This is a genomic window from Pseudomonas sp. PNPG3, assembly GCF_023093815.1.
Lineage (GTDB): Bacteria > Pseudomonadota > Gammaproteobacteria > Pseudomonadales > Pseudomonadaceae > Aquipseudomonas > Aquipseudomonas asiatica.
In genome coordinates, this window is record NZ_JALLKV010000044.1 from 1 (window position 1) to 26,952 (window position 26,952).

Consider the following 26,952-nt stretch of genomic DNA (forward strand, 5'->3'; position numbering starts at 1 on the left):
AGGTCTGGGTGACAGATATCACTTACATCCGCACCTATGAAGGATGGCTCTATCTAGCGGTAGTGCTGGATCTGTTCTCACGCCAAAGGATCTGGGCGAGATTGTTCCCCACAGCGGGCGCTTCCCCGCTGCGGTAGAACGTGCACTGTTTTTCCTGCTACTGGCGCCATGGGAAGACTGGGCCGAGATGACCGAAGTGGACTGGCGGGGTTTCCGGCTGCCTTGGGTCTATACCCTCGACGATGACCTGTGCGCTTTCCCGCACCCGCCGCCCCACCCTGAGCGGCTGACGTGGGAGCCGTGCTCCTTCCAAGTGGACCACGACGAGTGGGAGGAAGCCGAACGCCCTATGTGGCTGCGAACTTGGGCAACCGCCGAGGATGTGCGGCAGGCACTGGAAGCCAGGTGGGAGCTGCTGCGTGTAGCTAGCCCCCAAGCGTCGGAGCTTTTCTCAACTCCTGTCGAACACTTCCTGGTCCGTGCGTTTCTTTCTGACGGCATCGATGAAGTGATGGCGCACCTCATCATGATTGAGGCCGCGTTTGGCGCCGAGGAAGACCACAGGCGTAAGCTGCGACTAACAGGTGATAATTACGACGAATCGCCGACGCGCAGGGTTGCTGCAAGACTGAGCGCCGCCATCGTCGAGCCTGGCGCAGCGAAGGAGCATCCCGTCGCCGTGTGATGATGGACCTGGGGTACATTAAGCGTTTAACGCAGCGCTGCGCGAGTCCTGCATTGGGGGTGATTGCTTTGAGAGAGGCTGAAACACTGATTCGGCATACCGGCAAGCTGAATATTGGCGCTGTGGAGAAAGCGATATTGGAGACTTTTCCATGATGAGGTTCTCTGAAATTGAGGCGTTCAGGGCCGTCATGTTGTCGGGCTCAACCACTGCGGCCGCGCAGACGCTGCACACCTCACAACCTAATGTGAGCAGAGCGATTGCGCTGCTTGAACAAAAAACCGGCTTGAAACTTTTCGAGCGATTGCCAGGGCGACTGGTGCCCACCAGTGACGCCCGGTCCTTCTTCAAGGAGGTACAACGAAGCTTTGCGGGGCTGCACCATCTGGACGAAGCCGCCAAGCGGATCAAGCGGTTCAGCGGTGGCGCGCTGACGGTCGCCGCAGTACAGATGCTTGCGCTGGGCCTGGTGCCCAGGGTGATGCAGCAGTTTTGTCAAAATCTGCCCGAAGTCAGCGTGTCCATCCATACCGGCCACGCAACGACTGATCTTGCCCAGTCCCAGTGGACACCCCGTTAAGCGATAAACTGCAACGAGGTGAATCATGGCAAGACAAGCAACCCCAATGAAACAGACCCGCACCCGCCATTCCCAAGCCTACAAGGACGAAGCGCTGGCTTTGGCCGAGCGCATTGGCGTCAGCAAGGCTGCCGAACAGCTCGGCCTGCATGCTTCCCAGCTCTACGGCTGGCGGAGCAAGAAGCACCAGACTCAGGCCGGCAGCGAGCGCGAGCAGTCGCTGGCCGACGAGAATGCCCGACTCAAGCGGCTGTTGGCCGAGCACGCCGAGGAGCTGACCATCGTAAAAAAGGCCGCCGCGTACTTTGCCAAGAGCCTCAAGTGAAGTACGCCTTCATGAGGACTCATACCGCGCATTTCTCGATCCAGGCCATGTGTCGCGTGTTGGGCGTTGCCCGCAGCGGTTACTACGCTTGGTGCTCTCGCAGGCCGTCAATGCGCCAGCGGCGAAGAGCCGAACTGGATCGGCAGGTCGCTCAGGCATACAGCGCATGCAAGGGCCGCAGCGGGGCTCCACGGCTGTGCCACGACCTGCGGGAAGCCGGCCTACCCTGCAATCGCAAGACGGTAGCCGCCTCGATGCAACGGCAAGGACTGCGTGCCAAGGCCGCCAAGAAGTTCAAGGCCACGACCAATTCTCAGCACTCCCTGCCAGTGGCAGAGAACTTGCTCAAGCAGGATTTCAAGGCATCTGCGCCAAATCAGAAATGGGTGGGTGACATCACCTACCTGCATACGGAGGAAGGCTGGCTGTATCTGGCAGTGGTCATCGATCTGTATTCGCGGATGGTGATCGGCTGGGCCATGAACGAACGCATGACGGCCGACTTGGTTTGCGATGCCTTGCACATGGCGCTGTGGCGACGCAGGCAGCCTAATGACGTGATCGTGCATAGCGACCGCGGCAGCCAGTACTGCTCAGCGGCTTACCAGGAGCTGATCCGCGCCCATCACTTGCGATGCAGCATGAGCGCCAAAGGCAACTGCTACGACAATGCCTGTGCAGAGAGCTTCTTCCACAGCCTGAAGGTCGAGTGCATCCACGGCGAGCGCTTCACGAGCCGCGCCCAGATGCGTGAAACCGTGTTTGAATACGTCGAAACCGATTACAACCGCCAGCGGCGACACAGCACGCTGGGGCACATCAGCCCAGAGGCCTTCGAGGCCAGGATGTGTGCTTAAACCCGTGTCCACGGCTGCTGGGCAAGATCACCCAGTTAATGGCGCGTGATGTGGACTCTATGCCCACGGCTCTCTGACCACCTTCGACCAGTTCGAACAATAGGGCCAACCCCGCAATGGTCTGCGGCATTTTTAGATAATGGGATTGCAATGCTGGGTGAAATTCTTCGCTCCGGCTTTGTTGCATATGACGCGTATACCAGGCGTTAAACATTTCCTGTGCTTCTGGGCTGAACCTGAGCGTAGTACGGGGCTCGGATGGTAGCTGATCGAGGTAGTCAATAACCTGTTTCACTTGCTCAGCAGCAGCTTGGTTTGGCCAGCGATCGACCAGACGCCACTGACGGATATCGTCGGGATAGACGGCGAGCTGTAGGCGCTGAATCAGGCCGTCATCCACCTCGCCGCTGATCGAGGCGTTCACGAGGGATGCGATTCGTGAGGGTTGAATTCCGCCTATCAGCGATAAACAACATGACTCGATGAACAGGGTTCCTCGGCCAATACGATCGTAGGTGAATGAGCCGTTGCCATCGAAGCACTCCAAGTAGAAAGCGCGTGCCACTGAGCCGTCCTCACTCTGTATTGTTGCGAGCCAGCCCCCGAGCTCGTCACGTACTAGCAGCAGGCCGTTTGGGTTTTCGTTGAGCAGCTCACCGAGCTTTTCTACTGTTGAGTCGTTGACGGTGTAACGACGCTGCACTGGGGGCAGCACATTACTCGAAACCTTGGTGAGTTCCTCCCGCGCTCCAAGTTTGTCACCGCTGCCTACAAGTTTTGTGGCCTTGCTCTTAGCAGCCTTGCGCTCGATGTCGAGCAGCTCAGTGTTGGTCCTGTACTCCTCCAACGCCATGGAGTGCTGATTTCGCTCTCTTGTCTCCAATGCGTCCAAGGGACGAAGCGCTTGCTTGAGCGCTGGTGTTTTCATTGCAGACGGCCTTCCAATGATGACTCCCCATTGGTTGGGAACGACAGTCCAATCATCATGTTGCTTCGGGTGGATGGTGAATTTGCGTCCGACTACGGCGCTAACAGCAACCACAAGCGCGACCCCAACGAAATCCGGTGGGCACTGAGTGCGCTCGGCGACATCCAGCACGTATTCTTGAAGAACAGCAGGCAGTAGCTCTCCACGCCAGGGCATAACCCTGGCCAATCCGCTCGGCAGTGGCTTTGGCACGATGCTTGGATTCAGATACGAAGCACGTGCTGCCTCGGGCATTTCCGCCAAGAACGACGGTATCTGCTCGTGTGTGGTCATTGCTCAGCTCTCTCAGAGAGAGCCCGAGTGACTCCATCACGCTCGCTGATCTTGCCCTCCAGCCAGGCTTCCACCTCCGCGACGACGAAGTAAACGCCAGCCTGTTTGGTTGAGCCAAATTTGATGGGGCGAGGGAAGCTGGGATCGTTTTCTCGCAGCTTCTCGAGGCCGGAGCGGCTCTTGTCAAAGCATTGCTGCAGAGAGGTATGGCTGATCAGGTACTTCTTGGGGGCATGTGTCGGCATGTGCGGGTCTCTGTGTGTAAGCCGACACAGATTTAATACTCCTGAAAGATCGCTGTGGCGCGTTTTCAAACCGGAAAGCGACAGAAAACGTTTTTTCGGTTGTTGAGGTAACGGCGGTAGCCGGGGAGGGGCTTCACGGGAAGGGAGGCTGTCATAAAGCTGGCATTACCCAACCATAACGGCCCAAAAAGACACAAAAAAGGCACTGTAGCTGTTCGCTAAGTGCCTGATTTGTAAAGGATATTTGGTGGAGCCGGGGGGATTTGAACCCCCGTCCGCCAGTACTCCGCTGTCGGTACTACATGCTTAGCCGTGTCTACTGAGTTAATCCGCAGCCGCCCGACGGGCAGGGTGCTTTGGACGAGTTGGGTAAGTTTTAGTCGCTTTGCCCCCAACGTGCTACACGACGATCCTGTTCTGTATGACAATCATTTCGGGTTTACAGGCATCCCCTGATGATTGCTGGAGCCGAAGCTACCAGAAGGTCGGGCTCGGCTGCTTACGCAGCGAGAGCGTACTCCGCCTCGAAGTTTTCGTCATTGGCAACTATAGAAAGTTGCAACAGTGGATTTACGAGTTCTGTTACCAACTCGGCATGCACCTAGAGTTTCGCTACCGGCGTCGAATCCTGATCGGCCCCACACTAGCTCTAAGCTAACGCACCTTACGGTACGTGAGGCGGAGTATACGCCATTGCGCGGGCGACGTCGACAGCCAGTCCGGTCGCCCGCTTTTGGGCTCACGCGCCGCTACCGCCGCCGCTGGTGCCGCTGCCTTTCTCCGTTTTTTCCAACCGCTCCAGGACTTTACTGGTGATGGCGATGCATTCCTTGGTGTCCCCCGATGCCTGGGCAGCCTTGGCTTTGTCGACGTGCTCGGTGATGGCCTTGTCCAGGCCTTCGGAGGTAGCGCCGGCGGTGGCCATGCTGTCGTCGATCTTTTGCAGGTTGGCGGTGCAGAGGTCTTCGGCGGCGAATACCGGCGAAGCCAGCAGGGTGGCGGCCGCGAACAGGGCCGAAAGCGCGGTACCTTTCATGGGAGTCTCCTTCTGGGCCTCTGGAAGGTGGGCCTGTAAGGATGGACTGCGGGGGATTGGCGGGGGTTCAATCGGGATGGCACCGGCTTTGCCGGTGTTCGCGGCTGAAGCCGCTCCTACAGGTACAGCGTGGGCCCAAAGCCGGCGCGGTACCTGTGGGAGCGGGCGTGCCCGCGAAGCAGGCTGCGCGGTGTATGGCACCGGCTGCGCCGGTGTTCGCGGGCATGCCCGCTCCCACAGGGATTGCGGCAGCTATCAGGTTTTGTGTTAAACGGTCATATGCTACGCGGCCGGGTGACGCGGTCTACCAGGTAGACCAGCCCGTGGTAGTCGATGCCGCTATGGCTGGACAGGCCGATCTCGCAGGTGCGGCTGGTGGAGATGCCTTCGCTGCAATATTGCACCGCATCCTTCAGGCTGCGCAGCGAGTGGGCGTTGAGCTCGGGGGTGGTGAAGCCTTTGTCACCGGCAAAGCCGCAGCAGTGTATGCCCTCCGGGATCACCACCTGTTTGCTGCAACGCCGCGCCAGGTCGATCAGCGCCTGGCTTTCGCCCAGGTGCTGGGTGCTGCAGGTCACATGCACGGCCACTGGTTCGTCCTGGGGGGTGAACTCCAGGCGCTCGAGCAGGTGGGTGCGGATGAAGCGCACCGGGTCGTACAGGTCCAGCCGGGTGTCGTTCAGGTCCTGCACCAGGCGCAGAGTGCAGGGGCTGGTGTCGCAGTAGATCGGGTCGAGGCCGCCGCGGCTTGCGTGCAGCAGGGCGGCAATCAGTTCCTGGCGTTTGTGCTCGGCCTGCTCGGGGTAGCCCTTGGAGGCAAACGGCTGGCCGCAGCACAGGCTGTCGGCATTGTCGGGGAATACCACCTGGTAACCGGCCTTTTCCAGCAGGGCGCGGGTCTTGTCCAGCAGCGAACTCTGCTCGCGGTCGGCATAGGCCGGGCCCATCACCCGCGAGACGCAGGCAGCCAGGTACACCACGCGAGGGCGGGCGTCGTTGCTGGCCGGGCCAAAGTCCAGTGGGCGCAGTGGTTGTGGCATCGCCGGGGTCCACTTTGGCAGGCGGCCTTTGCTGGCTTTGTTCAGCGAAGCGCTCAGGCGGCCCAGGCGTGGGGCGCCGAGCAGCTTGCGTGCGGTATTGGCGGCGGTCAGGGTCAGGCGCGCGCCGCCCAGGGCGGTGTGGAAGTGTTCGGCTAGCCAGTCGGCGGTTTTTTCGTGTTCGGCGGCCTGGCTGCGCAGTTTCTTCACCAGTTCGCCGGTGTTGATGCCAACCGGGCAGCGCTGGGCGCACAGGCCGGTGGCGGCGCAGGTGTCGATGCCCTGGTACTGGTAGGTCTGGCGCAATTCCCGGGTGTCGATGCCGGCGCGCTGTTTGGCCTGGATGTCACGCCACATGACGATGCGCTGACGTGGGCTGAGGGTCAGGCCTTTGGAAGGGCACACCGGTTCGCAGAAGCCGCACTCGATGCACTTGTCGACGATCTCGTCGGCAGCGGGCAGCGGCTTGAGGTTTTTCAGGTGGATGTCCGGGTCTTCACTGAGCACCACGTCGGGGTTGAGGATACCGTTGGGGTCGAGCAGGCGCTTGAGCTTCCACATCAGTTGATAGGCGTCGTGGCCCCATTCCAGCTCCACAAACGGTGCCATGTTGCGCCCGGTGCCGTGCTCGGCCTTGAGCGAGCCGCCGAACTCCACCGCCACCAGTTGCGCCACATCGTCCATGAAGGCCTGGTAGCGGGCGACTTCCTCGGCGCTGTTGAAACCCTGGGTGAAGACGAAGTGCAGGTTGCCTTCCAGGGCGTGGCCGAAAATGATCGCTTCATCGTAGCGATGCTTGTCGAACAGCTGGATCAGGCGGTTGACGCCTTCGGCCAGTTGCTCGATGGGGAAGGTGACGTCTTCGATGATGACGGTGGTGCCGGTCTGGCGTACGGCGCCGACGGCGGGGAAGGTGTCCTTGCGGATCTTCCACAGCTGGTTGTACACGGCGGGGTCTTCGCTGAAGTCCACCTGCTGTTCCAGTGGGAAGTCGGCGATCGAGGCCATCACCTGTTGCAGCTGTTCATGCAGCAGGCTCTGGCTGGCGGCACGGGACTCGATCAGCAGGGCGCAGGCGTTGTCCGACAGGCCTTTTACCCACAGAGGCATGCCGGGCATGTTCTGCACCGAGCGAAGGCTGCGGCGGTCGAGCAGTTCAACGGCCGAGACCGGCTGGCGCTTGAGAACGGTCACCGCGCGGCAGCAGCTTTCCACGCTGGGGAAAACCAGCAGTGCGCTGGCCTTGTGCGGGTGGTCGGGCACGGTGTCGTAGGTGACGGCACTGATGAAGCCCAAGGTGCCTTCGGAGCCGACCAACAGGTGCTGCAGGATATCCAGCGGTTGGTCGTAGTCCACCAATGCGTTCAGCGATAGGCCAGTGGTGTTCTTCAGCCGGTATTTGTGCCGGATGCGCTCGGCGAGTGCAGTGTTGGCGCGGGTCTCGCGGCCCAGGCGGGCCAGTGCTTCCAGCAGGCCGGCGTGGCTGGCCTCGAACGCGGCGACGCTGGCCGGGTCTTCGCTGTCCAGGCGCGTGCCGTCGGCCAGCACCAGGCGCAGGCCGGCCAGGGTGTGGTAGGTGTTCTGCGCGGTGCCGCAGCACATGCCGCTGGCGTTGTTGGCGACGATGCCGCCAATCTTGCAGGCGTTGATCGACGCCGGGTCGGGGCCGATCTTGCGCCCGAAGGGAGCCAGCCAGGCATTGGCCTGGGCGCCGATGACGCCGGGCTGCAAGCGGATCTGCTCGCCTTGGCCGCGGATTTCGCGGCCGTTCCAGTTATCGCCCAGCACGATCAGCACCGAGTCACTGATGGCCTGGCCGGACAGGCTGGTGCCGGCGGCGCGGAAGGTGACCGGCACCCGCTCGCGCTGGGCCAGTTTGATCAGGCCGACCACTTCGTCTTCTGACTCGACGCGCACCACCAGCTTGGGGATCAGCCGGTAGAAGCTGGCATCGGTGCCGAAGGCCAGGGTGGAGGTGGGGTCGTCGAAGCGGCGTTCGGCGGGGATCAGGCGCTCGGCATCACGCAGGAACGCGGCGGGCAGGCTCATGCAGTCTCCTCGCGGGGCCGTGGCGTCTGTGCGCCACATGCCCCGGGTCAATCAGGCGGTCGTTCTTGCGGGCGGTCAGGCGCCCAGTTCGCGTACCAGCGAGTCGCGGGTGATCTCGCTGATCGACTTGGCGCCGGTCAGCACCATCGCTACGCGCATTTCCTTTTCGAACAGCTCCAGCAGGTTTTTCACCCCGGCCTGGCCGTGCACGGCAAGGGCGTAGAGGAAGGCGCGGCCGATCAGTACGGTATCGGCGCCCAGGGCGATCATGCGCACCACGTCGAGGCCGCTGCGGATGCCGGAATCGGCGAGGATCTTCAGGTCACCTTTGACCGCATCGGCAATTGCCGGCAGGGCGCGGGCGCTGGACAGCACGCCGTCGAGCTGGCGGCCGCCGTGGTTGGACACGACGATGCCGTCGGCACCGAACCTGACCGCATCGCGGGCGTCATCGGCATCGAGAATGCCTTTGATGATCATCGGGCCGTCCCAGAACTCGCGGATCCACTCCAGGTCTTTCCAGGAGATCGACGGGTCGAAGTTGTTGGCCAGCCAGCCGATGTAGTCGGCAAGGCCGGTGGGGTTGCCACGGTAGGTGGAAATGTTGCCCAGGTCGTGTGGGCGCCCCATCACGCCGACATCCCATGCCCACTCGGGGTGGGTCATGGCTTGTAGCACGCGGCGCAGCGGGCCGTTCTTGCCGCTCATGCCAGAATGGGCGTCGCGGTAGCGGGCGCCGGGTGTCGGCATGTCGACAGTGAACACCAGGGTCTTGACCCCGGCGGCCTTGGCCCGCTCCAGGGCGTTGCGCATGAAGCCGCGGTCCTTGAGAACGTACAGCTGGAACCACATCGGCCGGTCGATGGCCGGGGCCACTTCTTCGATCGGGCACACCGACACCGTGGACATGGTGAACGGAATGCCGTGGGCCGCCGCCGCACGTGCCGCCTGCACTTCACCACGGCGGGCGTACATGCCGGTGAGGCCGACCGGGGCCAGGGCCACCGGCATGCTCAGGGTTTCGTCGAACAGCTTGGTCTGCAGGCTGAGCTCGGACATGTTCTTCAGCACGCGCTGACGCAGGGCAATGCTGGCCAGGTCCGAGACGTTGTGGCGCAGGGTGTGCTCGGCGTAGGCGCCGCCGTCGGCATAGTGGAACAGGAAGGGAGGCAGCTTGCGTTGGGCCGCGGCGCGATAGTCGGTAGAGGCAGAAATGATCATGGATTCTCGCAGCGTTGCGTGTGGGGATTGCCGGGCGCGCGATGGCGCCCGGCCCCTTTCACTTTAGTGATGAACCAGCATGCCGGTCAGCCAATAGGCCTGGATCAGGGTGATCAGGCCGACGATGGTGGCGAAGAACAGGCTGTGCTTGACGGTAAAGCGGAACAGGTCGGATTCCTTGCCAACCAGGCCGGTGGCGGCGCAAGCCACGGCGATCGACTGCGGCGAGATCATCTTGCCGGTCACGCCGCCGCTGGTGTTGGCCGCTACCAGCAGAGTGTCGTTGACCCCGATCTGGTGCGCGGTGGTGGCCTGCAACGAGCTGAACAGGGCGTTGGACGAGGTGTCGGAACCGGTCAGGAACACACCCAGCCAGCCGAGGAACGGCGAGAAGAACGGGAACGCGGCACCGGTACCGGCCAGCACCAGGGCCATGGTCGAGGACATGCCCGAGTAGTTGGTGACGAAGGCGAAGGCCAGCACCATGCCGATCGATAGGATTGGCCAGCGCAGCTCCCAGAAGGTTTCCTTGAAAGTGGTCAGACCAGTTTTGAAGTTGATCTTCAGCACGGCCATGGAGATCAGCGCCGAGAGGAAGATCGCGGTGCCGGTGGCAGAGATCGGGTCGAGCTTGAACACCGCTGGCATGGCGGTTGGCGCGGCGACGATCGGTGCGGACTTGATCACCAGTTGGTCGAGGTGCGGGATAGCGAAGTTGAACACGAAGTTGTACATCGCGCCGCCCGGGGCGAAGGCCGCCTTGAACGGTTTCAGGGTCCAGATGGTGACCAGCACAGTGAGGATCAGGAACGGCGACCAGGCTTTGAAGATCTCGCCAAAGCTGTAGGGGCTTGGTTGGCTGCCGCTTGGCTGGACCACGGCGGCACCGACGCTGCCCTTGGCTTCGGCGAACGAACGCTTTGGCTGCCAGACTTTCAGGAACAGGGTCAGGGCGATCAGGCTGGCCAGGGCCGAGGTGATGTCCGGAAGCTCCGGGCCGATGAAGTTCGAGGTGAAGTACTGGGTGACGGCGAAGCTCAAGCCGGCGACCAGGGCGGCAGGCCAGGTTTCCTTCACGCCACGCAGGCCGTCCATCATGAATACCAGCCAGAACGGTACGAACAGCGACAGCAGCGGCAGCTGGCGACCGGTCATGGCGCCAATGTGGAAGGCGTCGATGCCGGTAACCTGGCCGGCCACGATGATCGGGATGCCCAGGGCGCCAAAGGCCACTGGCGCGGTGTTGGCGATCAGGCACAGGCCGGCGGCGTACAGCGGGTTGAAGCCCAGGCCCACCAGCAGCGCGGCAGTGATTGCCACCGGTGCACCAAAGCCCGCCGCACCTTCCAGGAAGGCACCGAAGCAGAAACCGATCAGCAGCACTTGCAGGCGCTGGTCGTCGGTAATCGACAGCACCGAGCTGCGGATCACTTCGAACTGGCCGCTCTTGACCGTGAGTTTGTACAGGAACACCGCGGCAACGATGATCCAGGCAATCGGCCAGAGGCCGTAGAGGAAGCCATAACCTGCAGCGGCGAATGCCATGTCGACAGGCATCTGGAAGGCGAAGATCGCCACCAGGATCGACAATGCGAGGGTGATGCTGCCGGCCACGTGGCCTTTGAGGCGGAACACCGCGAGGGCAAGGAAGAAGAAGACGATGGGGATGACCGCCGCCAGTGCGGACAGGCCAAGACTACCAAGCGGACTATAGATTTGTTGCCAGGTTTGCATATGGGGTGGCCCCTAATTGTTGTTGGTCAGGCACTGGCATTGGATAATTGGTAAGACCAATTTACAATGGCTGGGCGCTAGGTTAAAAGCGTCTTCGTGGGTGTGTCAATTTGTCCCGTGCAAAACTTTGGTCGTGTGCCGATGAGTGGGCATCTGATGGGCGGGGAAAATCGTCGGCTGGTGGGTGTTTGCAAGGCCCGGATCGGCGAGAATAGGCGCCCCCTGAAATCTGCCGGGGGTTTGTGGAGAGCATGTGATGGTTTTTGATCAGGTCCGCCAACGGCGCCTGTCCGACGACATCGTCGATCGGTTGGAAGGGATGATTCTGGAAGGTACGCTGACGTCTGGTCAGCGGCTGCCGGCCGAGCGCGTCCTTGCCGAGCAGTTCGGCGTGTCCCGCCCATCACTGCGTGAGGCGATCCAGAAGCTGGTGGCCAAGGGGCTGCTGGTCAGCCGCCAGGGTGGGGGCAATTTTGTCGCCGAGTCTCTGGGGTCCACTTTCAGCGACCCATTGCTGCAACTGCTTGAACACAGTGCCGAGGCGCAGCGTGACCTGCTCGAATTCCGCCATACCCTGGAGGCGTCCTGCGCCTACTACGCGGCCCAGCGCGCCACCCAGCCGGACCGGGCACGCCTCAAGGCGGCCTTCGATGCGCTGCAGGACTGTTATGCCAGGGCCGACGAAGTGACTCGGGCGGAGGAAGGCGCGGCCGATGCGCGCTTCCACCTGGCGATTGCCGAGGCTAGCCATAATGCCGTGTTGCTGCACACCATTCGGGGCTTGTTCGACCTGCTCAAGCGCAACGTGGTGACCAACATCGGCGGCATGTACCAGCAACGGACCGAGACTCGGGACATGCTGATCAGCCAGCACCGGGAGCTGTACCTGGCGATAGTCGAGGGCAGGGCGGAGGATGCGCGGGAAGTGTCCAGCCGGCACATTCTGTATGTGCAGGAGGTACTGGAAGAGGCGCATGAAGAAGCGCAGCGAGTGGCGCGGGCGGAGCGGCGTAGCGGGCGTTGAGATTTGTACTGGCAGTGCTGGCCTCTTCGCGGGTAAACCCGCTCCCACAGAGACCGCACCGAATCTGAACTCAGTGTGAATCCTGTGGGAGCGGGTTTACCCGCGAAGAGGCCGGAGCAGGCTGAAGAAGAGGTATTACTCTTCCTTGCCCTTGTTCCGCACAGCCCGCTGCAGCTCGCGGTTGGAATCGCGCTCGCGCATGGTGTCGCGCTTGTCGAATTCCTTCTTGCCCTTGCCCAGTGCGATTTCGCACTTGATCAGGTGCTTGCTCCAGTACAGCGCCAGGGCCACGCAGGTGTAGCCTTTTTGCGCCACGGCCGCTTCCAGGCGCTCGAGTTCGCGCTTGTTCAGCAGCAGCTTGCGAGTGCGGATGGGGTCGGCGATGACGTGGGTGCTGGCCGTGGTCAGCGGGGTGATGTGGCTGCCGAACAGCCAGGCCTCACCGTCCTTCAGCAGCACATAGCTGTCAGTCAGGTGCGCCTTGCCGGCTCGCAGGCTTTTTACTTCCCAGCCGGACAGGACCAGCCCGGCCTCGAACTTGTGTTCGATGAAGTAATCGTGTCGCGCCTTCTTGTTCTGCGCGATGGTCCCGGTCGGATGTTTCTTTTGTTTAGCCATAGGGGCGGCATTATAGGCAGTCGCCGCGTCGTCGGCTATGGGATTTCGGTGTGCTTGAGCCACTGCAATGAATACCGGACAATACAGCCGCTGTCTTTGCGACAGAACTTGTTTTCGGCACGCTGCGAAGCGCCGCCACCCAGCCTTGGAAGTGATGCCTGGATGACTACCCATATTCAACGCTCCGCCCTGCTGCCGTATCCCGCCCAGGCGCTCTACGATCTGGTCAACGATGTGGCCAGCTACCCGCAGTTTCTGCCTTGGTGCTCGGCCTCGACGGTGATCGAAGCCAGCGACACGCACATGCGTGCCAAGCTCGAAGTGGCCAAGGGCGGCATGAGCCAGCACTTCGTCACGCGCAATGTACTGGTGCCGGGGCAGTCTATCGAGATGAACCTAGAGGAGGGGCCGTTCACCCAGTTGCATGGCCTTTGGGTGTTCAAGCCGCTGGGTGAAAAGGCCTGCAAGATCAGCCTGGACCTTTCGTTCGACTATGCTGGCCCGCTGGTGCGTGCGACTTTGGGGCCGCTGTTCAACCAGGCGGCAAATACGCTGGTGGATGCGTTTTGCCAGCGTGCCAAGCAACTGAATGCCTGACTGAAACAGCGGCAACAAAAAGCCCGGACCAGGTCCGGGCTTTTTTGTATCTGCTCGCCGCTTATTGAGGCGAGGTTTCCAGCGGCGCTGGAGTCGGGACCGGGGTGGTCTCGATGGTGTCGATTTCGCGCTGGATGGATTCTTCCACCGAACCTGGCTTGGCCGGTTTTTCTTCAGGCTGCGCGGTGGGCTGCTCTGGCTGGTTGGCCGGGCTGACCGTGGTGTCGCTGCTGCCGCCGAGGATTTCCTGGTCGCGGCTGACGCCTGGCATGAAGTCGCCGGACAGGCTCACCAACTGGTCGCTTTCGTTGAAGAACACGCTCATGCGTTCTTGCTGGCGTTTGCCGCCGCCTGGCTGCAGGCTGTACAGGTAATCCCAGCGGTTGGTGTTGAAGGTGTCCTGGATTAGCGGGTTACCCATGATAAACCTTACTTGCCGGCGGGTCATTCCGGGGCGCAATTGGTCTATCATGTCTTGCGTAACGACATTGCCCTGCTGGATGTCGATTTTGTAAACCCCGGGAAACGAGCAACCGGCGAGTGCGAGCAGTCCCACTAGGGTGAGGCTGGTTAGCAAGAGCTTGGTGTTTTGCATCGGTGGGCGACTTCCACTATCTTGGCTGGACAACGTAAACCCCGATCATACCCGTATTAAGAGAAGCTGCGAAGCAGCATCGGCGAGAAAGCTGACCATGGTTGAAAATAGCGAATTGCGCAAAGCCGGTCTCAAGGTGACCCTGCCTCGAGTCAAGATCCTTCAGATGCTCGACTCCACCGAGCAGCGTCACATGAGCGCCGAGGATGTCTACAAGGCGCTGATGGAGGCTGGCGAGGACGTAGGCCTGGCCACCGTCTACCGCGTACTGACCCAGTTCGAAGCGGCGGGTCTGGTGGTTCGCCACAACTTCGACGGCGGTCATGCGGTGTTCGAACTGGCCGATGGCGGTCACCACGACCATATGGTCAACGTGGATACCAGTGAAGTCATCGAGTTCATGGATGCCGAGATCGAGAAACGCCAGCGCGAAATCGTGGCCGAGCATGGCTACGAGCTGGTAGACCACAATCTGGTCTTGTACGTGCGTAAAAAGAAGTAACGATTTCTTATCGTTATGAATGGCAAAGGCGACCTTCGGGTCGCCTTTGTGCTTTCTGAGGCAGAGACCTGTGTCGTTTGTGCCGGCCTCTTCGCGGGTACTGCGCAGGCTCAGGTCCGGTGAATATCCTGTGGGAGCGGGTTTACCCGCGAAGAGGCCTGAAAAAGAAGGGTTCAGGCCTTGCCGCTCACCACCATCTTGCGCGCATGCGCCAGGGATTCCTTGGTCAGGTCTATGCCGCCCAGCATCCGCGCCACTTCCTCTACTCGCTCGCGCTTGCCCAGGTTGGCCACGGCGGTGTGGGTGGTGTCGCTGTTGCGCACCTTGTGCACGAACAGGTGGTGATGCCCTTGTGCCGCCACCTGCGGCAGGTGGGTTACGGTCAGCACTTGGCCTCGCTCGCCCAGGCGGCGCAGCAATTGGCCGACGATTTCGGCAGTAGGCCCGCCGATACCGACGTCGACTTCGTCGAACACCAGGGTGGGAATGCGCGAGGTCTGCGCGGTAATCACCTGGATCGCCAGGCTGATGCGGGACAGTTCACCGCCTGAGGCCACCTTGGCCAGGCCCTTGAGCGGTTGGCCAGGGTTGGCGCTGACCAGTAGCTCGATCTGCTCCAGGCCATGGGGCGAAAGGTCTGCTCCTTCATTGGGTGTGAGTGCGATACAGAAGCGCCCGCCAGGCATGCCCAGGCGCTGGATCTCCTGCTCGACGGCCACCGCCAACTGTTGGGCGGCCTGCTGGCGCAGCGCGCTGAGCTCGAGCGCCTTCTCTTTATAATGCTGGGCAAAAGCGGCCAGTTCTTCACCCAATCGCTCGATCGACTCATCACTAGCGTTCAGGCCCTCCAGCTCTTCCATCAGTTGCTGCTGCAGGTGGGGCAGTTCGGTTGGGTGCACTCGGTGTTTGCGTGCCAGCGTATAGATAGTGTCGAGGCGTTCTTCCAATGCCTGCAGGCGTATGGGATCGGCGTCGAAGTTGTCGAGGAAACGATTGAGCTCGCCCACGGCTTCCTCGACCTGAATCTGCGCGCTGGCGATCAGGTTGGCCGCTTCGCCCAGTGCCTTTGGCGAGTTGGGGGCGGCACCCAGGCGGTTGAGGCTGGAGGTGAGGGCGCTGAGCACGTTGCCCGAATCGCTTTCGCTGCACTGGTCGATGACCTGGCGGCAGATGCCGAACAAGGCTTCGGCGCTGGTCAGGTTCTTGTGTTCCTGCTCCAACTGCTCCAGTTCGTATTCACCCAGGCCGAGGTTGTCCAGTTCCTCCAGCTGGTAGCTCAGCAGCTGATGGCGGGCGCGCTGCTCATCGCCGGAGTTGGACAGGCGCTCCAGCTCCAGGCGGGTCTGGTTCCAGCGCTTGGCCGCCAGCTGTACCTGACGGGCCAGGTCGATGGCGCCGGCGTACTCGTCGAGCAGGCGGCGATGGGTGTCGGTCTTGAGTAGTGACTGGTGCTCGTGCTGACTGTGGATATCGATCAGCAGCTCGCCCAGTGCCTTGAGGTCGCCGAGCGGGCAGGGGGTGCCATTGATGTAGCCGCGGCTGCGGCCTTCGGCGGTGATCACCCTGCGCAGGATGCACAGGCCGTCGTTGTCCAGGTCACGCTCGGCCAGCCAGACATGCGCCTCGGGGATGTCCACCAGGTCGAAGGTGGCGAGGATGTCTGCCTTGTCCGTGCCGGGGCGCACCACGCCACTGTCGGCCCGGTCGCCCAGGGCCAGACCGAGGGCATCGAGCATGATCGATTTGCCTGCACCAGTCTCACCGGTGATGACGGACATGCCTCGGGCGATCTCGAGGTCGAGGTGCTCAACGATGGCGTAGTTGTGAATGGACAGGTGCACCAGCATGGGGCGGCTCCCGAAAGTCAGGTCTGGTTATTTATACAGTACTTTTTTCAGGCCTGCCAATGCCCCTTGGCAGATTCTGTTGCAGCCGGGAAAACGACCTTGCCCCTTGAAGCTGGTTTTTCCGGCCCCATATAGCCGACATCAAAGGCGAGCCTGGCTCGCAGTCCACAAAATTGCGCAGGAGAGACCCCATGGCTGACGAACAGCTGAACGAGAAAGACCTTAACGTCGAAGAGACCGGTGCAGGTAATGCTGCCGATGCCCGCGTCCTGGAACTCGAGGAGCAGCTGGCCGCCGCCAAGGACCAGGCGCTGCGCGCCGTTGCCGACGTGCAGAACGCTCGTCGTCGTGCCGAGCAGGATGTCGAGAAAGCCCACAAGTTTGCCCTCGAGAAGTTCTCGGGCGACCTGCTGCCGGTGATCGACAGCCTGGAGCTGGCCCTGGCGCACTCCAGTGCCGACGATGAGCACGTCAAGCAGATCCGCGAGGGTGTCGAGCTGACCCTGAAGATGTTCCAGGACACTCTCAAGCGCTACAACCTCGAAGCAGTCGACCCGCACGGCCAGCCGTTCAACCCAGAGCACCACCAGGCCATGGCCATGCAGGAAAACGCCGAAGTGGAGCCGAACAGCGTGCTGAACGTGTTCCAGAAGGGCTATCTGCTCAACGGTCGCCTGCTGCGCCCCGCCATGGTGGTGGTCAGCAAGGCGCCAAGCGCGGCGCAACCCTCGATCAATGAAAAGGCTTGAAATCCATCCGGGCATCCCCATTTAGGTGTCAAGCCTTCAAGTATTACCGCAGTTGGCCAAAGTAGTCGCTGCTACCAAATTCAAGTTTCGGGAGAGTTAACATGGGTAAAATCATCGGTATCGACCTGGGGACCACCAACTCGTGCGTCTCTGTTCTGGAAAACGGTAACGTCAAGGTCATCGAAAACGCCGAAGGTGCGCGTACCACCCCTTCGATCGTGGCCTACGCCAACGACGGCGAAATCCTGGTTGGTCAGTCGGCCAAGCGTCAGGCGGTCACCAACCCGCACAACACTCTGTTCGCAGTGAAGCGCCTGATCGGCCGCCGCTTCGAAGAAGATGTTGTACAGAAAGACATCAAGCTGGTGCCTTACAAGATCGTCAAGGCCAGCAATGGCGACGCCTGGGTACAGGCCAGTGGCAAGGACATGGCTCCGCCGCAGATCAGCGCCGAAGTCCTGAAGAAAATGAAGAAAACCGCCGAAGACTACCTCGGCGAGCCAGTTACCGAAGCGGTCATCACCGTTCCGGCCTACTTCAATGACAGTCAGCGTCAGGCCACCAAGGATGCCGGTCGCATCGCTGGCCTGGATGTAAAACGCATCATCAACGAGCCAACTGCCGCTGCACTGGCTTACGGCATGGACAAGGCCAAGGGCGACCACACCGTCATCGTTTATGACCTGGGTGGTGGTACCTTCGACGTTTCGGTCATCGAGATTGCCGAAGTCGATGGTGAGCACCAGTTCGAAGTACTGGCTACCAACGGCGACACCTTCCTGGGTGGCGAAGACTTCGACATGCGCCTGATCGACTACCTCGTCGACGAGTTCAAGAAAGAGTCCGGCATGGACCTGAAGAACGATCCGCTGGCACTGCAGCGCCTGAAAGAAGCCGCTGAAAAGGCCAAGATCGAACTGTCCTCCGCTCAGTCGACCGACGTAAACCTGCCGTACATCACTGCAGACGCTACCGGTCCGAAGCACCTGAACGTGAAGATTTCCCGCGCCAAGCTGGAATCGCTGGTCGAAGACCTGGTTGCCCGTACCATCGAGCCTTGCCGTATCGCCCTGAAGGACGCCGGTATCGATGCAAGCAAGATCGACGACGTGATCCTGGTCGGTGGCCAGACCCGTATGCCGCTGGTGCAGAAAGCCGTTGCCGACTTCTTCGGTAAAGAAGCGCGCAAGGACGTCAACCCGGACGAAGCCGTGGCCATGGGTGCTGCTATCCAGGGCGCGGTGCTGGCTGGTGACGTCAAAGACGTACTGCTGCTGGACGTCAGCCCGCTGACCCTTGGTATCGAAACCATGGGTGGCGTGATGACTTCGCTGATCGAGAAGAACACCACCATCCCGACCAAGAAGTCGCAGGTGTTCTCGACTGCCGACGACAACCAGGGTGCCGTGACCATTCACGTGCTGCAGGGTGAGCGCAAGCAGGCTGCACAGAACAAGTCGCTGGGCAAGTTCGACCTGGCTGACATTCCGCCGGCTCCACGTGGCGTTCCACAGATCGAAGTAACCTTCGACATCGACGCCAACGGCATCCTGCACGTCAGTGCCAAGGACAAGGCCACTGGCAAGTCGCAGTCGATCGTGATCAAGGCCAACTCCGGCCTGTCGGACGAAGAGATCGAGCGCATGGTGCGTGACGCCGAGGCCAACGCCGAGGAAGACCGCAAGTTCGAAGAGCTGGCCGCTGCCCGTAACCAGGGTGACGCGCTGGTTCACTCGACCCGCAAGATGGTCGCTGACGCTGGTGACAAGGTTACCGCTGAAGAGAAAGCCGCCATCGAGGCTGCCGTTGTTGCCCTGGAAGCCGCTGTCAAAGGCGACGACAAGGCTGCCATCGACGCCAAGGTCGAGGAGCTGTCCAAGGTTTCGGCGCCGGTTGCCCAGAAGATGTACGCCGAGCAGTCGGCCGAACAGCCTCAGGGCGGCGCACAGCAGGCCGAGCCGGAAGCCAAGCACGATGACGTGGTTGACGCTGAGTTCGAAGAAGTGAAAGACAACAACAAGCAGTAATCCCTGCATGTTGTCGGCCAGTTCACCGCCGTTTGGTGGTGAGCTGGTAGGATGTCGCCGCGCGGGGGCTTGCTCCCGCGTTGGCGTATCTGGAATTCGAGAATTTTTACAGCATCTGTCAGTGGCCCTGGTGGGCAAATGGCGGGTGCTGATGGCGCGGCGTAGATGCCAGACGCCCAACAAGGTGCAAATGACCTATGTCCAAGCGTGATTATTATGAGGTATTGGGTGTCGAGCGCGGCGCCAGCGAATCAGACCTCAAGAAGGCTTACCGTCGCCTGGCGATGAAGTACCATCCGGACCGCAACCCAGGCGACAAAGAGTCGGAAGACAAGTTCAAGGAGGCCAACGAGGCCTACGAAGTGCTGTCTGACGCCAGCAAGCGTGCTGCGTTCGACCAGTACGGTCATGCGGGTGTGGATCCAAGCATGGGTGGTGGTGGCGCCGGTTTCGGTGGTGCCAACTTCTCCGACATCTTCGGTGATGTGTTCAGCGACTTCTTCGGGGGTGGCCGTGGCGGCTCGCGTGGTGGTGCTCAGCGCGGCAGTGACCTGCGCTACACCCTGGAACTGAACCTGGAAGAAGCGGTACGTGGCACCACGGTCAGCATCCGTGTGCCCACGCTGGTCAACTGCCAGCCGTGCGACGGCTCCGGTGCCAAGAAGGGCTCGACCCCATCTACCTGCCCGACTTGTGGCGGTATCGGCCAGGTGCGCATGCAGCAAGGCTTCTTCTCGGTACAGCAGACCTGCCCGCGCTGCCATGGCCAGGGCAAGATCATTACCGACCCATGCACCTCGTGCCACGGCGAAGGCCGTGTCGAGGAATACAAGACGCTGTCGGTCAAGGTGCCGGCAGGTGTCGATACTGGCGACCGCATCCGCCTGTCGGGCGAGGGCGAGGCTGGTACCCATGGTGGCCCGACCGGCGACCTGTATGTAGTGATCAACGTGCGTGAGCACGAGATCTTCCAGCGTGATGGCAAGCACCTGTACTGCGAAGTGCCAATCAGCTACACCGATGCTGCCTTGGGTGGCGAACTGGAGGTGCCGACCCTCGATGGTCGGGTGAAGCTGAAGATCCCGGAGGGTACCCAGACCGGCAAGCAGTTCCGCCTGCGCGGCAAGGGTGTTGCTCCGGTGCGCGGTGGTGGTGCGGGCGACCTGCTCTGTCGTGTAGCGGTGGAAACCCCGGTCAATCTCAGCCGTCGTCAGCGCGAGTTGCTCGAAGAGCTGCGTGATTCGCTGGAAGGCGATAGCTCTCACTCGCCCAAGGCCAGTGGCTGGTTCGATGGCGTGAAGCGCTTCTTCGGCGATCTCTGACAAGGAAATGGCTATGCGACGTATTGCAGTGATGGGCGCGGCAGGGCGGATGGGCAAGACCCTCGTCGAGGCCGTGCAGCAACAGGCCCCCCAAGCGGGCCTGACGGCGGCGATAGACCGCCCGGACAGCTCGCTGGTTGGGGCTGATGCCGGTGAGTTGGCGGCCCTGGGTCGTATTGGTGTGCCGATTTCCGACGACCTGTCCAAGGTGGTCGACGAGTTCGACGTGCTGATCGATTTCACACACCCTTCGGTGACCCTGAAGAACCTGGCGTTCTGCCGCAAGGCGGGCAAGGCCATGGTCATTGGCACTACTGGCTTCACGCCGGAAGAGAAGCAGCAGTTGGCCGAAGCCGGCAAGGAAATCCCGATCGTTTTTGCCGCCAACTTCAGCGTCGGCGTCAACCTGTGCCTTAAGCTGCTGGATACCGCAGCGCGCGTGCTGGGTGACGATGTGGATATCGAAATCCTCGAAGCGCACCACCGGCACAAGGTCGATGCGCCGTCGGGCACCGCGCTGCGCATGGGTGAAGTGGTTGCCCAGGCGCTGGGTCGCAACCTGCAGGAAGTGGCCGTGTATGGCCGTGAAGGGCAGACCGGTGCACGTGAGCGTCAGACCATCGGCTTCGCCACCGTGCGTGCTGGAGATGTGGTGGGTGATCATACCGTGCTGTTCGCCGCTGAAGGCGAGCGCGTCGAGATTACCCACAAGGCTTCCAGCCGCATGACCTTTGCCAAGGGCGCCGTGCGTGCGGCGCTGTGGCTGGACGGGCGCGAGCCTGGCCTGTACGACATGCAGGATGTGCTCGAGCTGCGTTAAGCAGTTTGAACTGTGTTGGCTTCTTCGCGGGTAAACCCGCTCCTACAGGTACAGCGTTGCCCAGGCATGGCTCTATCCCTGTAGGAGCGGGTTTACCCGCGAAGAAGCCGGCACAGATGTCAGCCTGTCGCATTGATGTGTTTTAGAGGCACATCCGCGGTAGACCGAAAACGCACTTTTCTGTAAGCTACAGCTTTAGTGTGTCCACTAAAAGCGCGCAGCGAATTGAATTCAGCACATGAAAGCGGGGTGACGTGTCCATACGTCACTCCGCTTTTTTGCAACCTGCGATCGCCCTTTCATGCTTGATTTACGGGAGGTCTTCTTGACAAAGCCAGCCATACTCGCCCTTGCCGACGGCAGTATTTTCCGCGGTGAAGCTATCGGTGCCGACGGTCAGACCGTTGGTGAGGTGGTATTCAACACCGCTATGACCGGCTACCAGGAAATCCTTACAGACCCTTCCTATGCGCAGCAAATCGTTACCCTGACCTACCCGCACATCGGCAATACCGGTACTACCCCGGAAGACGCCGAGTCGAACCGCGTCTGGTCCGCTGGCCTGGTCATTCGTGACCTGCCGCTGCTGGCCAGCAACTGGCGTAACACCCAGTCGCTGCCTGAGTACCTCAAGGCCAACAACGTCGTCGCCATCGCCGGCATCGACACCCGTCGCCTGACCCGAATCCTGCGTGAAAAGGGCGCTCAGAACGGTTGCATCCTCGCCGGTGACAACATCAGCGAAGAAGCCGCCATCGCCGCTGCCCGCGCCTTCCCGGGCCTGAAGGGCATGGATCTGGCCAAGGTCGTTTCCACCAAGGAACGCTACGAGTGGCGCTCCAGCGTGTGGGAGCTGAAGACCGACAGCCATCCGACCATCGAAGCCGCTGACCTGCCTTACCACGTGGTCGCCTTCGACTACGGCGTCAAGCTGAACATCCTGCGCATGCTGGTTGCCCGTGGCTGCCGCGTGACCGTGGTGCCGGCCCAGACTCCGGCCAGCGAAGTGCTGGCACTCAACCCGGACGGCGTTTTCCTGTCCAACGGCCCTGGTGACCCCGAGCCTTGCGACTACGCCATCCAGGCGATCAAGGAAATCCTCGAGACCGAGATCCCGGTATTCGGTATCTGCCTGGGCCACCAGCTGCTGGCCCTGGCTTCTGGCGCCAAGACCGTGAAAATGGGCCATGGCCACCACGGTGCCAACCATCCGGTCCAGGATCTGGACACCGGTGTGGTCATGATCACCAGCCAGAACCACGGCTTTGCCGTTGACGAGGCCACCCTGCCGGGTAACGTCCGCGCCATCCACAAGTCGCTGTTCGACGGCACCCTGCAGGGTATCGAGCGCACCGACAAGAGCGCGTTCAGCTTCCAGGGCCACCCTGAAGCGAGCCCAGGCCCGACCGACGTCGCGCCACTGTTCGATCGTTTCATCGATGCCATGGCCAAGCGCCGCTGAGCATCCTGCTTCAAGGCCCCGGGCCGGCTTGCGCCGCGCCCGGAAGCGCCTGACCCAGATTGTTCAAAGCGGCTTGCCGACTGACCCCGGATTTGAGTGACAACCATGCCAAAACGTACAGACATCAAAAGCATCCTGATTCTTGGCGCTGGCCCGATCGTGATCGGCCAGGCCTGCGAATTCGACTACTCCGGCGCCCAGGCCTGTAAAGCCCTGCGCGAGGAAGGTTTCCGCGTCATCCTGGTGAACTCCAACCCAGCCACCATCATGACCGACCCGGCCATGGCCGACGCCACCTACATCGAGCCGATCAAGTGGCAGTCGGTGGCCAAGATCATCGAGAAAGAGCGCCCGGACGCACTGTTGCCGACCATGGGTGGCCAGACTGCACTGAACTGCGCCCTGGACCTGGAGCGCCACGGCGTTCTGGAAAAGTTCGGCGTGGAAATGATCGGTGCCAATGCCGACACCATCGACAAGGCCGAAGACCGCTCGCGCTTCGACAAGGCCATGAAGGACATCGGCCTGGAGTGCCCGCGCTCCGGTATCGCCCACAGCATGGAAGAAGCCAACGCCGTCCTCGAGCGCCTGGGCTTCCCGTGCATCATCCGTCCGTCGTTCACCATGGGCGGCACCGGTGGTGGTATCGCCTACAACCGTGAAGAATTCGAAGAAATCTGCGCCCGTGGCCTGGACCTGTCGCCGACCAAGGAACTGCTGATCGACGAATCGCTGATCGGCTGGAAGGAATACGAGATGGAGGTTGTCCGCGACAAGAAGGACAACTGCATCATCGTCTGCTCGATCGAGAACTTCGATCCGATGGGCGTGCACACCGGTGACTCGATCACTGTCGCCCCGGCACAGACCCTGACCGACAAGGAATACCAGATCATGCGCAACGCCTCCCTGGCGGTGCTGCGTGAAATCGGTGTTGAAACCGGCGGCTCCAACGTTCAGTTCGGTATCTGCCCGAACACAGGCCGCATGGTCGTGATCGAGATGAACCCGCGCGTTTCGCGTTCCTCGGCGCTGGCCTCCAAGGCCACTGGCTTCCCGATCGCCAAGATCGCTGCCAAGCTGGCTGTCGGTTACACCCTCGACGAACTGCAGAACGACATCACCGGCGGCCGCACCCCGGCCTCCTTCGAGCCGTCGATCGACTACGTCGTCACCAAGCTGCCGCGCTTCGCCTTCGAGAAATTCCCGAAAGCCGACGCCCGCCTGACCACCCAGATGAAGTCCGTGGGTGAAGTCATGGCCATCGGCCGTACCTTCCAGGAGTCTCTGCAGAAAGCTCTGCGCGGCCTGGAAGTCGGCGCCTGCGGCCTCGACCCGAAAGTCGACCTGGCCAACCCTGAAGCCAGCAGCATCCTCAAGCGCGAGCTGACCGTACCGGGCGCCGAGCGTATCTGGTACGTGGCTGACGCCATGCGTGCCGGCATGACCTGCGAGCAGATCTTCGACCTGACCGGCATCGACATGTGGTTCCTGGTGCAGATGGAAGACCTGATCAAGGAAGAAGAGAAGGTCAAGACCCTGGCCCTGTCGTCGATCGACAAGGACTACATGCTGCGCCTCAAGCGCAAGGGCTTCTCTGACCAGCGCCTGGCCAAGCTGTTGGGTATCACCGACAAGAACCTGCGCCGTCACCGCCACAAGCTGGAAGTGTTCCCGGTGTACAAGCGCGTCGACACCTGCGCTGCCGAATTCGCTACCGACACCGCCTACCTGTACTCCACCTATGAGGAAGAGTGCGAGGCCAACCCGTCGACCCGCGACAAGATCATGATCCTGGGTGGCGGCCCTAACCGTATCGGCCAGGGTATCGAGTTCGACTACTGCTGCGTACACGCCGCACTGGCGCTGCGTGAAGACGGTTACGAGACCATCATGGTCAACTGCAACCCGGAAACCGTCTCCACCGACTACGACACTTCCGACCGCCTGTACTTCGAGCCGCTGACCCTGGAAGACGTGCTGGAAGTGTGCCGCGTCGAGAAGCCGAAAGGCGTGATTGTCCACTACGGTGGCCAGACCCCGCTGAAACTGGCCCGCGCCCTGGAAGAAGCTGGCGTACCGATCATCGGTACCAGCCCGGATGCCATCGACCGCGCTGAAGACCGCGAGCGCTTCCAGCAGATGGTTCAGCGCCTGAGCCTGCTGCAGCCGCCAAACGCCACCGTGCGCAGCGAAGAAGAAGCCATCAGCGCTGCTGGCGGCATCGGCTATCCGCTGGTAGTGCGCCCGTCCTACGTACTGGGCGGCCGTGCCATGGAAATCGTCTACGAGCTGGACGAGCTCAAGCGCTACCTGCGCGAAGCTGTGCAGGTGTCCAACGACAGCCCGGTACTGCTCGACCACTTCCTCAACTGCGCCATCGAGATGGACGTGGATGCGGTGTGCGACGGCACCGATGTGGTGATCGGCGCCATCATGCAGCACATCGAGCAGGCCGGCGTTCACTCCGGCGACTCGGCATGCTCCCTGCCACCGTACTCGCTGAGCAAGGAAGTGCAGGACGAAGTCCGCGTACAGGTCAAGAAAATGGCCCTGGAGCTGGGCGTGGTCGGCCTGATGAACGTGCAACTGGCCCTGCAGGGCGACAAGATCTACGTGATTGAAGTCAACCCGCGCGCCTCGCGTACCGTGCCGTTCGTCTCCAAGTGCATCGGCACCTCCCTGGCGATGATCGCGGCCCGCGTCATGGCCGGCAAAACCCTGAAAGAGCTGGGCTTCACCCAGGAAATCATCCCGAACTTCTACAGCGTCAAGGAAGCCGTCTTCCCGTTCGCCAAGTTCCCGGGGGTTGACCCGATCCTCGGCCCTGAGATGAAATCGACCGGTGAAGTCATGGGTGTCGGTGACAGCTTCGGTGAAGCCTTCGCCAAGGCCCAGATGGGTGCCAGCGAAGTACTGCCGACCGGCGGTACCGCATTCATCAGCGTGCGTGACGACGACAAGCCGCAAGTGGCTGGCGTTGCCCGCGACCTGATCGCCCTGGGCTTCGAAGTGGTTGCAACTGCCGGCACTGCCAAGGTTATCGAAGCGGCTGGCCTGAAAGTGCGCCGTGTGAACAAGGTGACCGAAGGTCGCCCGCACGTGGTCGACATGATCAAGAACGACGAAGTGTCGCTGATCATCAACACCACCGAAGGCCGCCAGTCGATCGCCGATTCCTACTCGATTCGTCGCAATGCGCTGCAGCACAAGATTTACTGCACCACTACCATTGCGGCCGGTGAAGCCATCTGCGAGGCGCTGAAATTCGGTCCGGAAAAGACCGTTCGTCGTCTGCAGGATCTGCATGCAGGACTGAAAGCATGAGCATTACCAAGTACCCGATGACCGTCCAGGGCGCTCGCGCCCTGGAAGAGGAGCACCTGTTCCTGAGCAAGACCGAGCGCCCGCGCCTGAGCCAGGCCATCGGCGAAGCACGTGAACTGGGCGACCTCAAGGAAAACGCCGAATACCATGCCGCCCGTGAAGAGCAGGGCATGGTCGAGGCACGTATCCGCGATATCGAAGGCCGCCTGCAGAACTCGGTGGTGATCGACGTGACTACCATCCCTCACACCGGCAAGGTGATTTTCGGTACCACCGTGGTACTGGCCAACACCGAAACCGATGAAGAGGTGTCCTACCAGATCGTCGGCGAGGATGAAGCCGACGTTAAACAGGGCAAGCTCTCGAGCGGAGCGCCGATTGCCCGTGCCATCATCGGCAAGGAAGAAGGTGATACTGTCGTCGTCAAGACGCCTAGCGGCACGGTCGAGTACGAGATTGTCGAAGTCAAGCACATCTGACCGGCGCCTGCGGGCGCCATCCCTCGAGGGGATCCTATGGCAGCTGGCCCAGGTTTTCTGGGTCGGTGGCTTGTGGGTGTTTCACGTGGGGTTGGTGCCCGCGCTCAAGGTCAGTGGCCTGGCGCCGCTGCTGGTGCAGGATATCGCCGGGCAGATCGACCGCTGGTTGATCGGTGTGGCGCTGCTTGGCTTGTTGACCCAGCTGGCGGTGCTGGCAAGGGTGGACGGCCTGTCGGCCTGGTGGCAGCAGTTCCGTGGCCAGATGCTGTTGCTCGGCTTCGGTGCCTGCGTGGGGTATTACACCTTGCGCTACGGTATTTCCGTTGGCGAGCGCTGGCAGCTGCTCTGTTTCCTGGTGCTGGGCTTTTCCGGCATCGTGCTGGTGGCCCAGCCGGTTCCGGTCAAGGTGCGCCGCTAAGCGGCTCGAGATCGCTGGGGCCGCTTCGCGGCCCATCGCCGGCAAGCCGGCTCCCACACCGACCGCATCGAATTCAGGCCATGCGCCGTACCTGTGGGAGCTGGCTTGCCAGCGATGGGCTGCGCAGCAGCCCCT

General features: G+C 61.5%; 23 protein-coding genes, 1 other RNA gene and 1 pseudogene. 15 read left to right on the plus strand and 10 right to left on the minus strand.

The annotated features are described in order from the left end of the window. The 4 genes and pseudogenes from MJ643_RS31595 to MJ643_RS22790 all read left to right on the plus strand — a co-directional run. Positions 1-92, plus strand: a pseudogene (locus tag MJ643_RS31595) (DDE-type integrase/transposase/recombinase); the annotation flags it as partial. A gap of 95 nt (positions 93-187) precedes the next feature. Continuing rightward, positions 188-685 carry a hypothetical protein gene (locus MJ643_RS22780; protein WP_052150942.1) on the plus strand — a complete coding sequence of 166 codons (498 nt, stop codon included), beginning with the start codon at positions 188-190 and terminating at the stop codon, positions 683-685. A 151-nt stretch (positions 686-836) separates the two neighbouring features. After that, positions 837-1,265: a LysR family transcriptional regulator gene (locus MJ643_RS22785; RefSeq protein WP_247727002.1), complete on the plus strand. Its 429-nt coding sequence runs from the start codon at positions 837-839 to the stop codon at positions 1,263-1,265. A 25-nt stretch (positions 1,266-1,290) separates the two neighbouring features. Continuing rightward, positions 1,291-2,447, plus strand: a protein-coding gene (locus MJ643_RS22790) for an IS3 family transposase (RefSeq protein WP_096010363.1) whose coding sequence is annotated in 2 segments (ribosomal slippage) — positions 1,291-1,549 and positions 1,549-2,447 — 1,158 coding nt in all. Because the reading frame shifts where the segments join, the coding sequence is not laid out codon by codon here. Here the strand turns inward: MJ643_RS22790 and MJ643_RS22795 are convergent. From MJ643_RS22795 to MJ643_RS22825, 7 genes are all read right to left on the minus strand, one after another. Further along, positions 2,410-3,708, minus strand: coding sequence for a YfjI family protein (locus tag MJ643_RS22795; protein WP_197860509.1), 1,299 nt, complete (start codon positions 3,706-3,708; stop codon positions 2,410-2,412). The genes MJ643_RS22790 and MJ643_RS22795 overlap by 38 nt on opposite strands. Next, positions 3,705-3,953, minus strand: a complete 249-nt coding sequence (locus MJ643_RS22800) for a hypothetical protein (protein WP_013974306.1) — start codon at positions 3,951-3,953, stop codon at positions 3,705-3,707. The genes MJ643_RS22795 and MJ643_RS22800 overlap by 4 nt, the downstream gene beginning before the upstream one ends. A 245-nt stretch (positions 3,954-4,198) precedes the next feature. Next, positions 4,199-4,593: a transfer-messenger RNA gene (ssrA, locus tag MJ643_RS22805) on the minus strand. 99 nt (positions 4,594-4,692) lie between these two features. Beyond that, positions 4,693-4,989, minus strand: coding sequence for a hypothetical protein (locus tag MJ643_RS22810; protein WP_013974305.1), 297 nt, complete (start codon positions 4,987-4,989; stop codon positions 4,693-4,695). Between the two features lie 275 nt (positions 4,990-5,264). Further along, positions 5,265-8,075, minus strand: coding sequence for an FAD-binding and (Fe-S)-binding domain-containing protein (locus MJ643_RS22815; RefSeq protein WP_013974304.1), 2,811 nt, complete (start codon positions 8,073-8,075; stop codon positions 5,265-5,267). A 75-nt stretch (positions 8,076-8,150) separates the two neighbouring features. Then, the gene (lldD, locus tag MJ643_RS22820) at positions 8,151-9,296 is read right to left on the minus strand and encodes an FMN-dependent L-lactate dehydrogenase LldD (protein WP_013974303.1); all 1,146 of its coding nucleotides are present in this window, start codon (positions 9,294-9,296) and stop codon (positions 8,151-8,153) included. A 63-nt stretch (positions 9,297-9,359) separates the two neighbouring features. Then, complete coding sequence (locus MJ643_RS22825; protein ID WP_013974302.1) at positions 9,360-11,030, minus strand: lactate permease LctP family transporter; 1,671 nt, start codon at positions 11,028-11,030, stop codon at positions 9,360-9,362. Positions 11,031-11,286: 256 nt separating this feature from the next. On the opposite strand from MJ643_RS22825, the gene MJ643_RS22830 reads away from it, so the two are divergent. Then, positions 11,287-12,054, plus strand: a complete 768-nt coding sequence (locus MJ643_RS22830) for an FCD domain-containing protein (RefSeq protein WP_013974301.1) — start codon at positions 11,287-11,289, stop codon at positions 12,052-12,054. 135 nt (positions 12,055-12,189) lie between these two features. On the opposite strand, the gene smpB is transcribed toward MJ643_RS22830, so the two are convergent. Then, a complete protein-coding gene (gene smpB, locus MJ643_RS22835) occupies positions 12,190-12,672 on the minus strand; it encodes an SsrA-binding protein SmpB (RefSeq protein WP_013974300.1) in 483 nt (160 codons plus the stop codon). A 162-nt stretch (positions 12,673-12,834) separates the two neighbouring features. On the opposite strand from smpB, the gene MJ643_RS22840 reads away from it, so the two are divergent. Next, the gene (locus MJ643_RS22840; protein WP_003258078.1) at positions 12,835-13,269 is read left to right on the plus strand and encodes a type II toxin-antitoxin system RatA family toxin; all 435 of its coding nucleotides are present in this window, start codon (positions 12,835-12,837) and stop codon (positions 13,267-13,269) included. Between the two features lie 61 nt (positions 13,270-13,330). On the opposite strand, the gene bamE is transcribed toward MJ643_RS22840, so the two are convergent. Beyond that, positions 13,331-13,864, minus strand: coding sequence for an outer membrane protein assembly factor BamE (bamE, locus tag MJ643_RS22845; RefSeq protein ID WP_015271871.1), 534 nt, complete (start codon positions 13,862-13,864; stop codon positions 13,331-13,333). Between the two features lie 97 nt (positions 13,865-13,961). On the opposite strand from bamE, the gene fur reads away from it, so the two are divergent. Then, complete coding sequence (fur, locus tag MJ643_RS22850; protein WP_012274258.1) at positions 13,962-14,366, plus strand: ferric iron uptake transcriptional regulator; 405 nt, start codon at positions 13,962-13,964, stop codon at positions 14,364-14,366. A 173-nt stretch (positions 14,367-14,539) separates the two neighbouring features. On the opposite strand, the gene recN is transcribed toward fur, so the two are convergent. Further along, positions 14,540-16,213, minus strand: a complete 1,674-nt coding sequence (recN, locus tag MJ643_RS22855) for a DNA repair protein RecN (protein WP_013974298.1) — start codon at positions 16,211-16,213, stop codon at positions 14,540-14,542. 191 nt (positions 16,214-16,404) lie between these two features. On the opposite strand from recN, the gene grpE reads away from it, so the two are divergent. From grpE to MJ643_RS22895, 8 genes are all read left to right on the plus strand, one after another. After that, on the plus strand, positions 16,405-16,962 hold the full coding sequence (gene grpE / locus MJ643_RS22860; protein ID WP_003258073.1) for a nucleotide exchange factor GrpE: 558 nt from the start codon (positions 16,405-16,407) through the stop codon (positions 16,960-16,962). Between the two features lie 101 nt (positions 16,963-17,063). Then, complete coding sequence (dnaK, locus tag MJ643_RS22865; protein ID WP_015271867.1) at positions 17,064-18,989, plus strand: molecular chaperone DnaK; 1,926 nt, start codon at positions 17,064-17,066, stop codon at positions 18,987-18,989. 197 nt (positions 18,990-19,186) lie between these two features. Beyond that, a complete protein-coding gene (gene dnaJ, locus MJ643_RS22870) occupies positions 19,187-20,311 on the plus strand; it encodes a molecular chaperone DnaJ (protein ID WP_013974296.1) in 1,125 nt (374 codons plus the stop codon). 13 nt (positions 20,312-20,324) lie between these two features. Beyond that, the gene (gene dapB, locus MJ643_RS22875; RefSeq protein WP_013974295.1) at positions 20,325-21,131 is read left to right on the plus strand and encodes a 4-hydroxy-tetrahydrodipicolinate reductase; all 807 of its coding nucleotides are present in this window, start codon (positions 20,325-20,327) and stop codon (positions 21,129-21,131) included. Between the two features lie 325 nt (positions 21,132-21,456). Continuing rightward, positions 21,457-22,593 (plus strand): glutamine-hydrolyzing carbamoyl-phosphate synthase small subunit, encoded by a 1,137-nt coding sequence (carA, locus tag MJ643_RS22880; RefSeq protein WP_013974294.1) that lies wholly within the window; start codon positions 21,457-21,459, stop codon positions 22,591-22,593. Positions 22,594-22,698: 105 nt separating this feature from the next. Next, on the plus strand, positions 22,699-25,920 hold the full coding sequence (carB, locus tag MJ643_RS22885; RefSeq protein WP_013974293.1) for a carbamoyl-phosphate synthase large subunit: 3,222 nt from the start codon (positions 22,699-22,701) through the stop codon (positions 25,918-25,920). Beyond that, complete coding sequence (greA, locus tag MJ643_RS22890) at positions 25,917-26,399, plus strand: transcription elongation factor GreA (RefSeq protein WP_013974292.1); 483 nt, start codon at positions 25,917-25,919, stop codon at positions 26,397-26,399. The genes carB and greA overlap by 4 nt, the downstream gene beginning before the upstream one ends. Continuing rightward, the gene (locus MJ643_RS22895; protein WP_049798463.1) at positions 26,377-26,817 is read left to right on the plus strand and encodes a hypothetical protein; all 441 of its coding nucleotides are present in this window, start codon (positions 26,377-26,379) and stop codon (positions 26,815-26,817) included. The genes greA and MJ643_RS22895 overlap by 23 nt, the downstream gene beginning before the upstream one ends. The last annotated feature ends 135 nt before the right edge of the window (positions 26,818-26,952 follow it).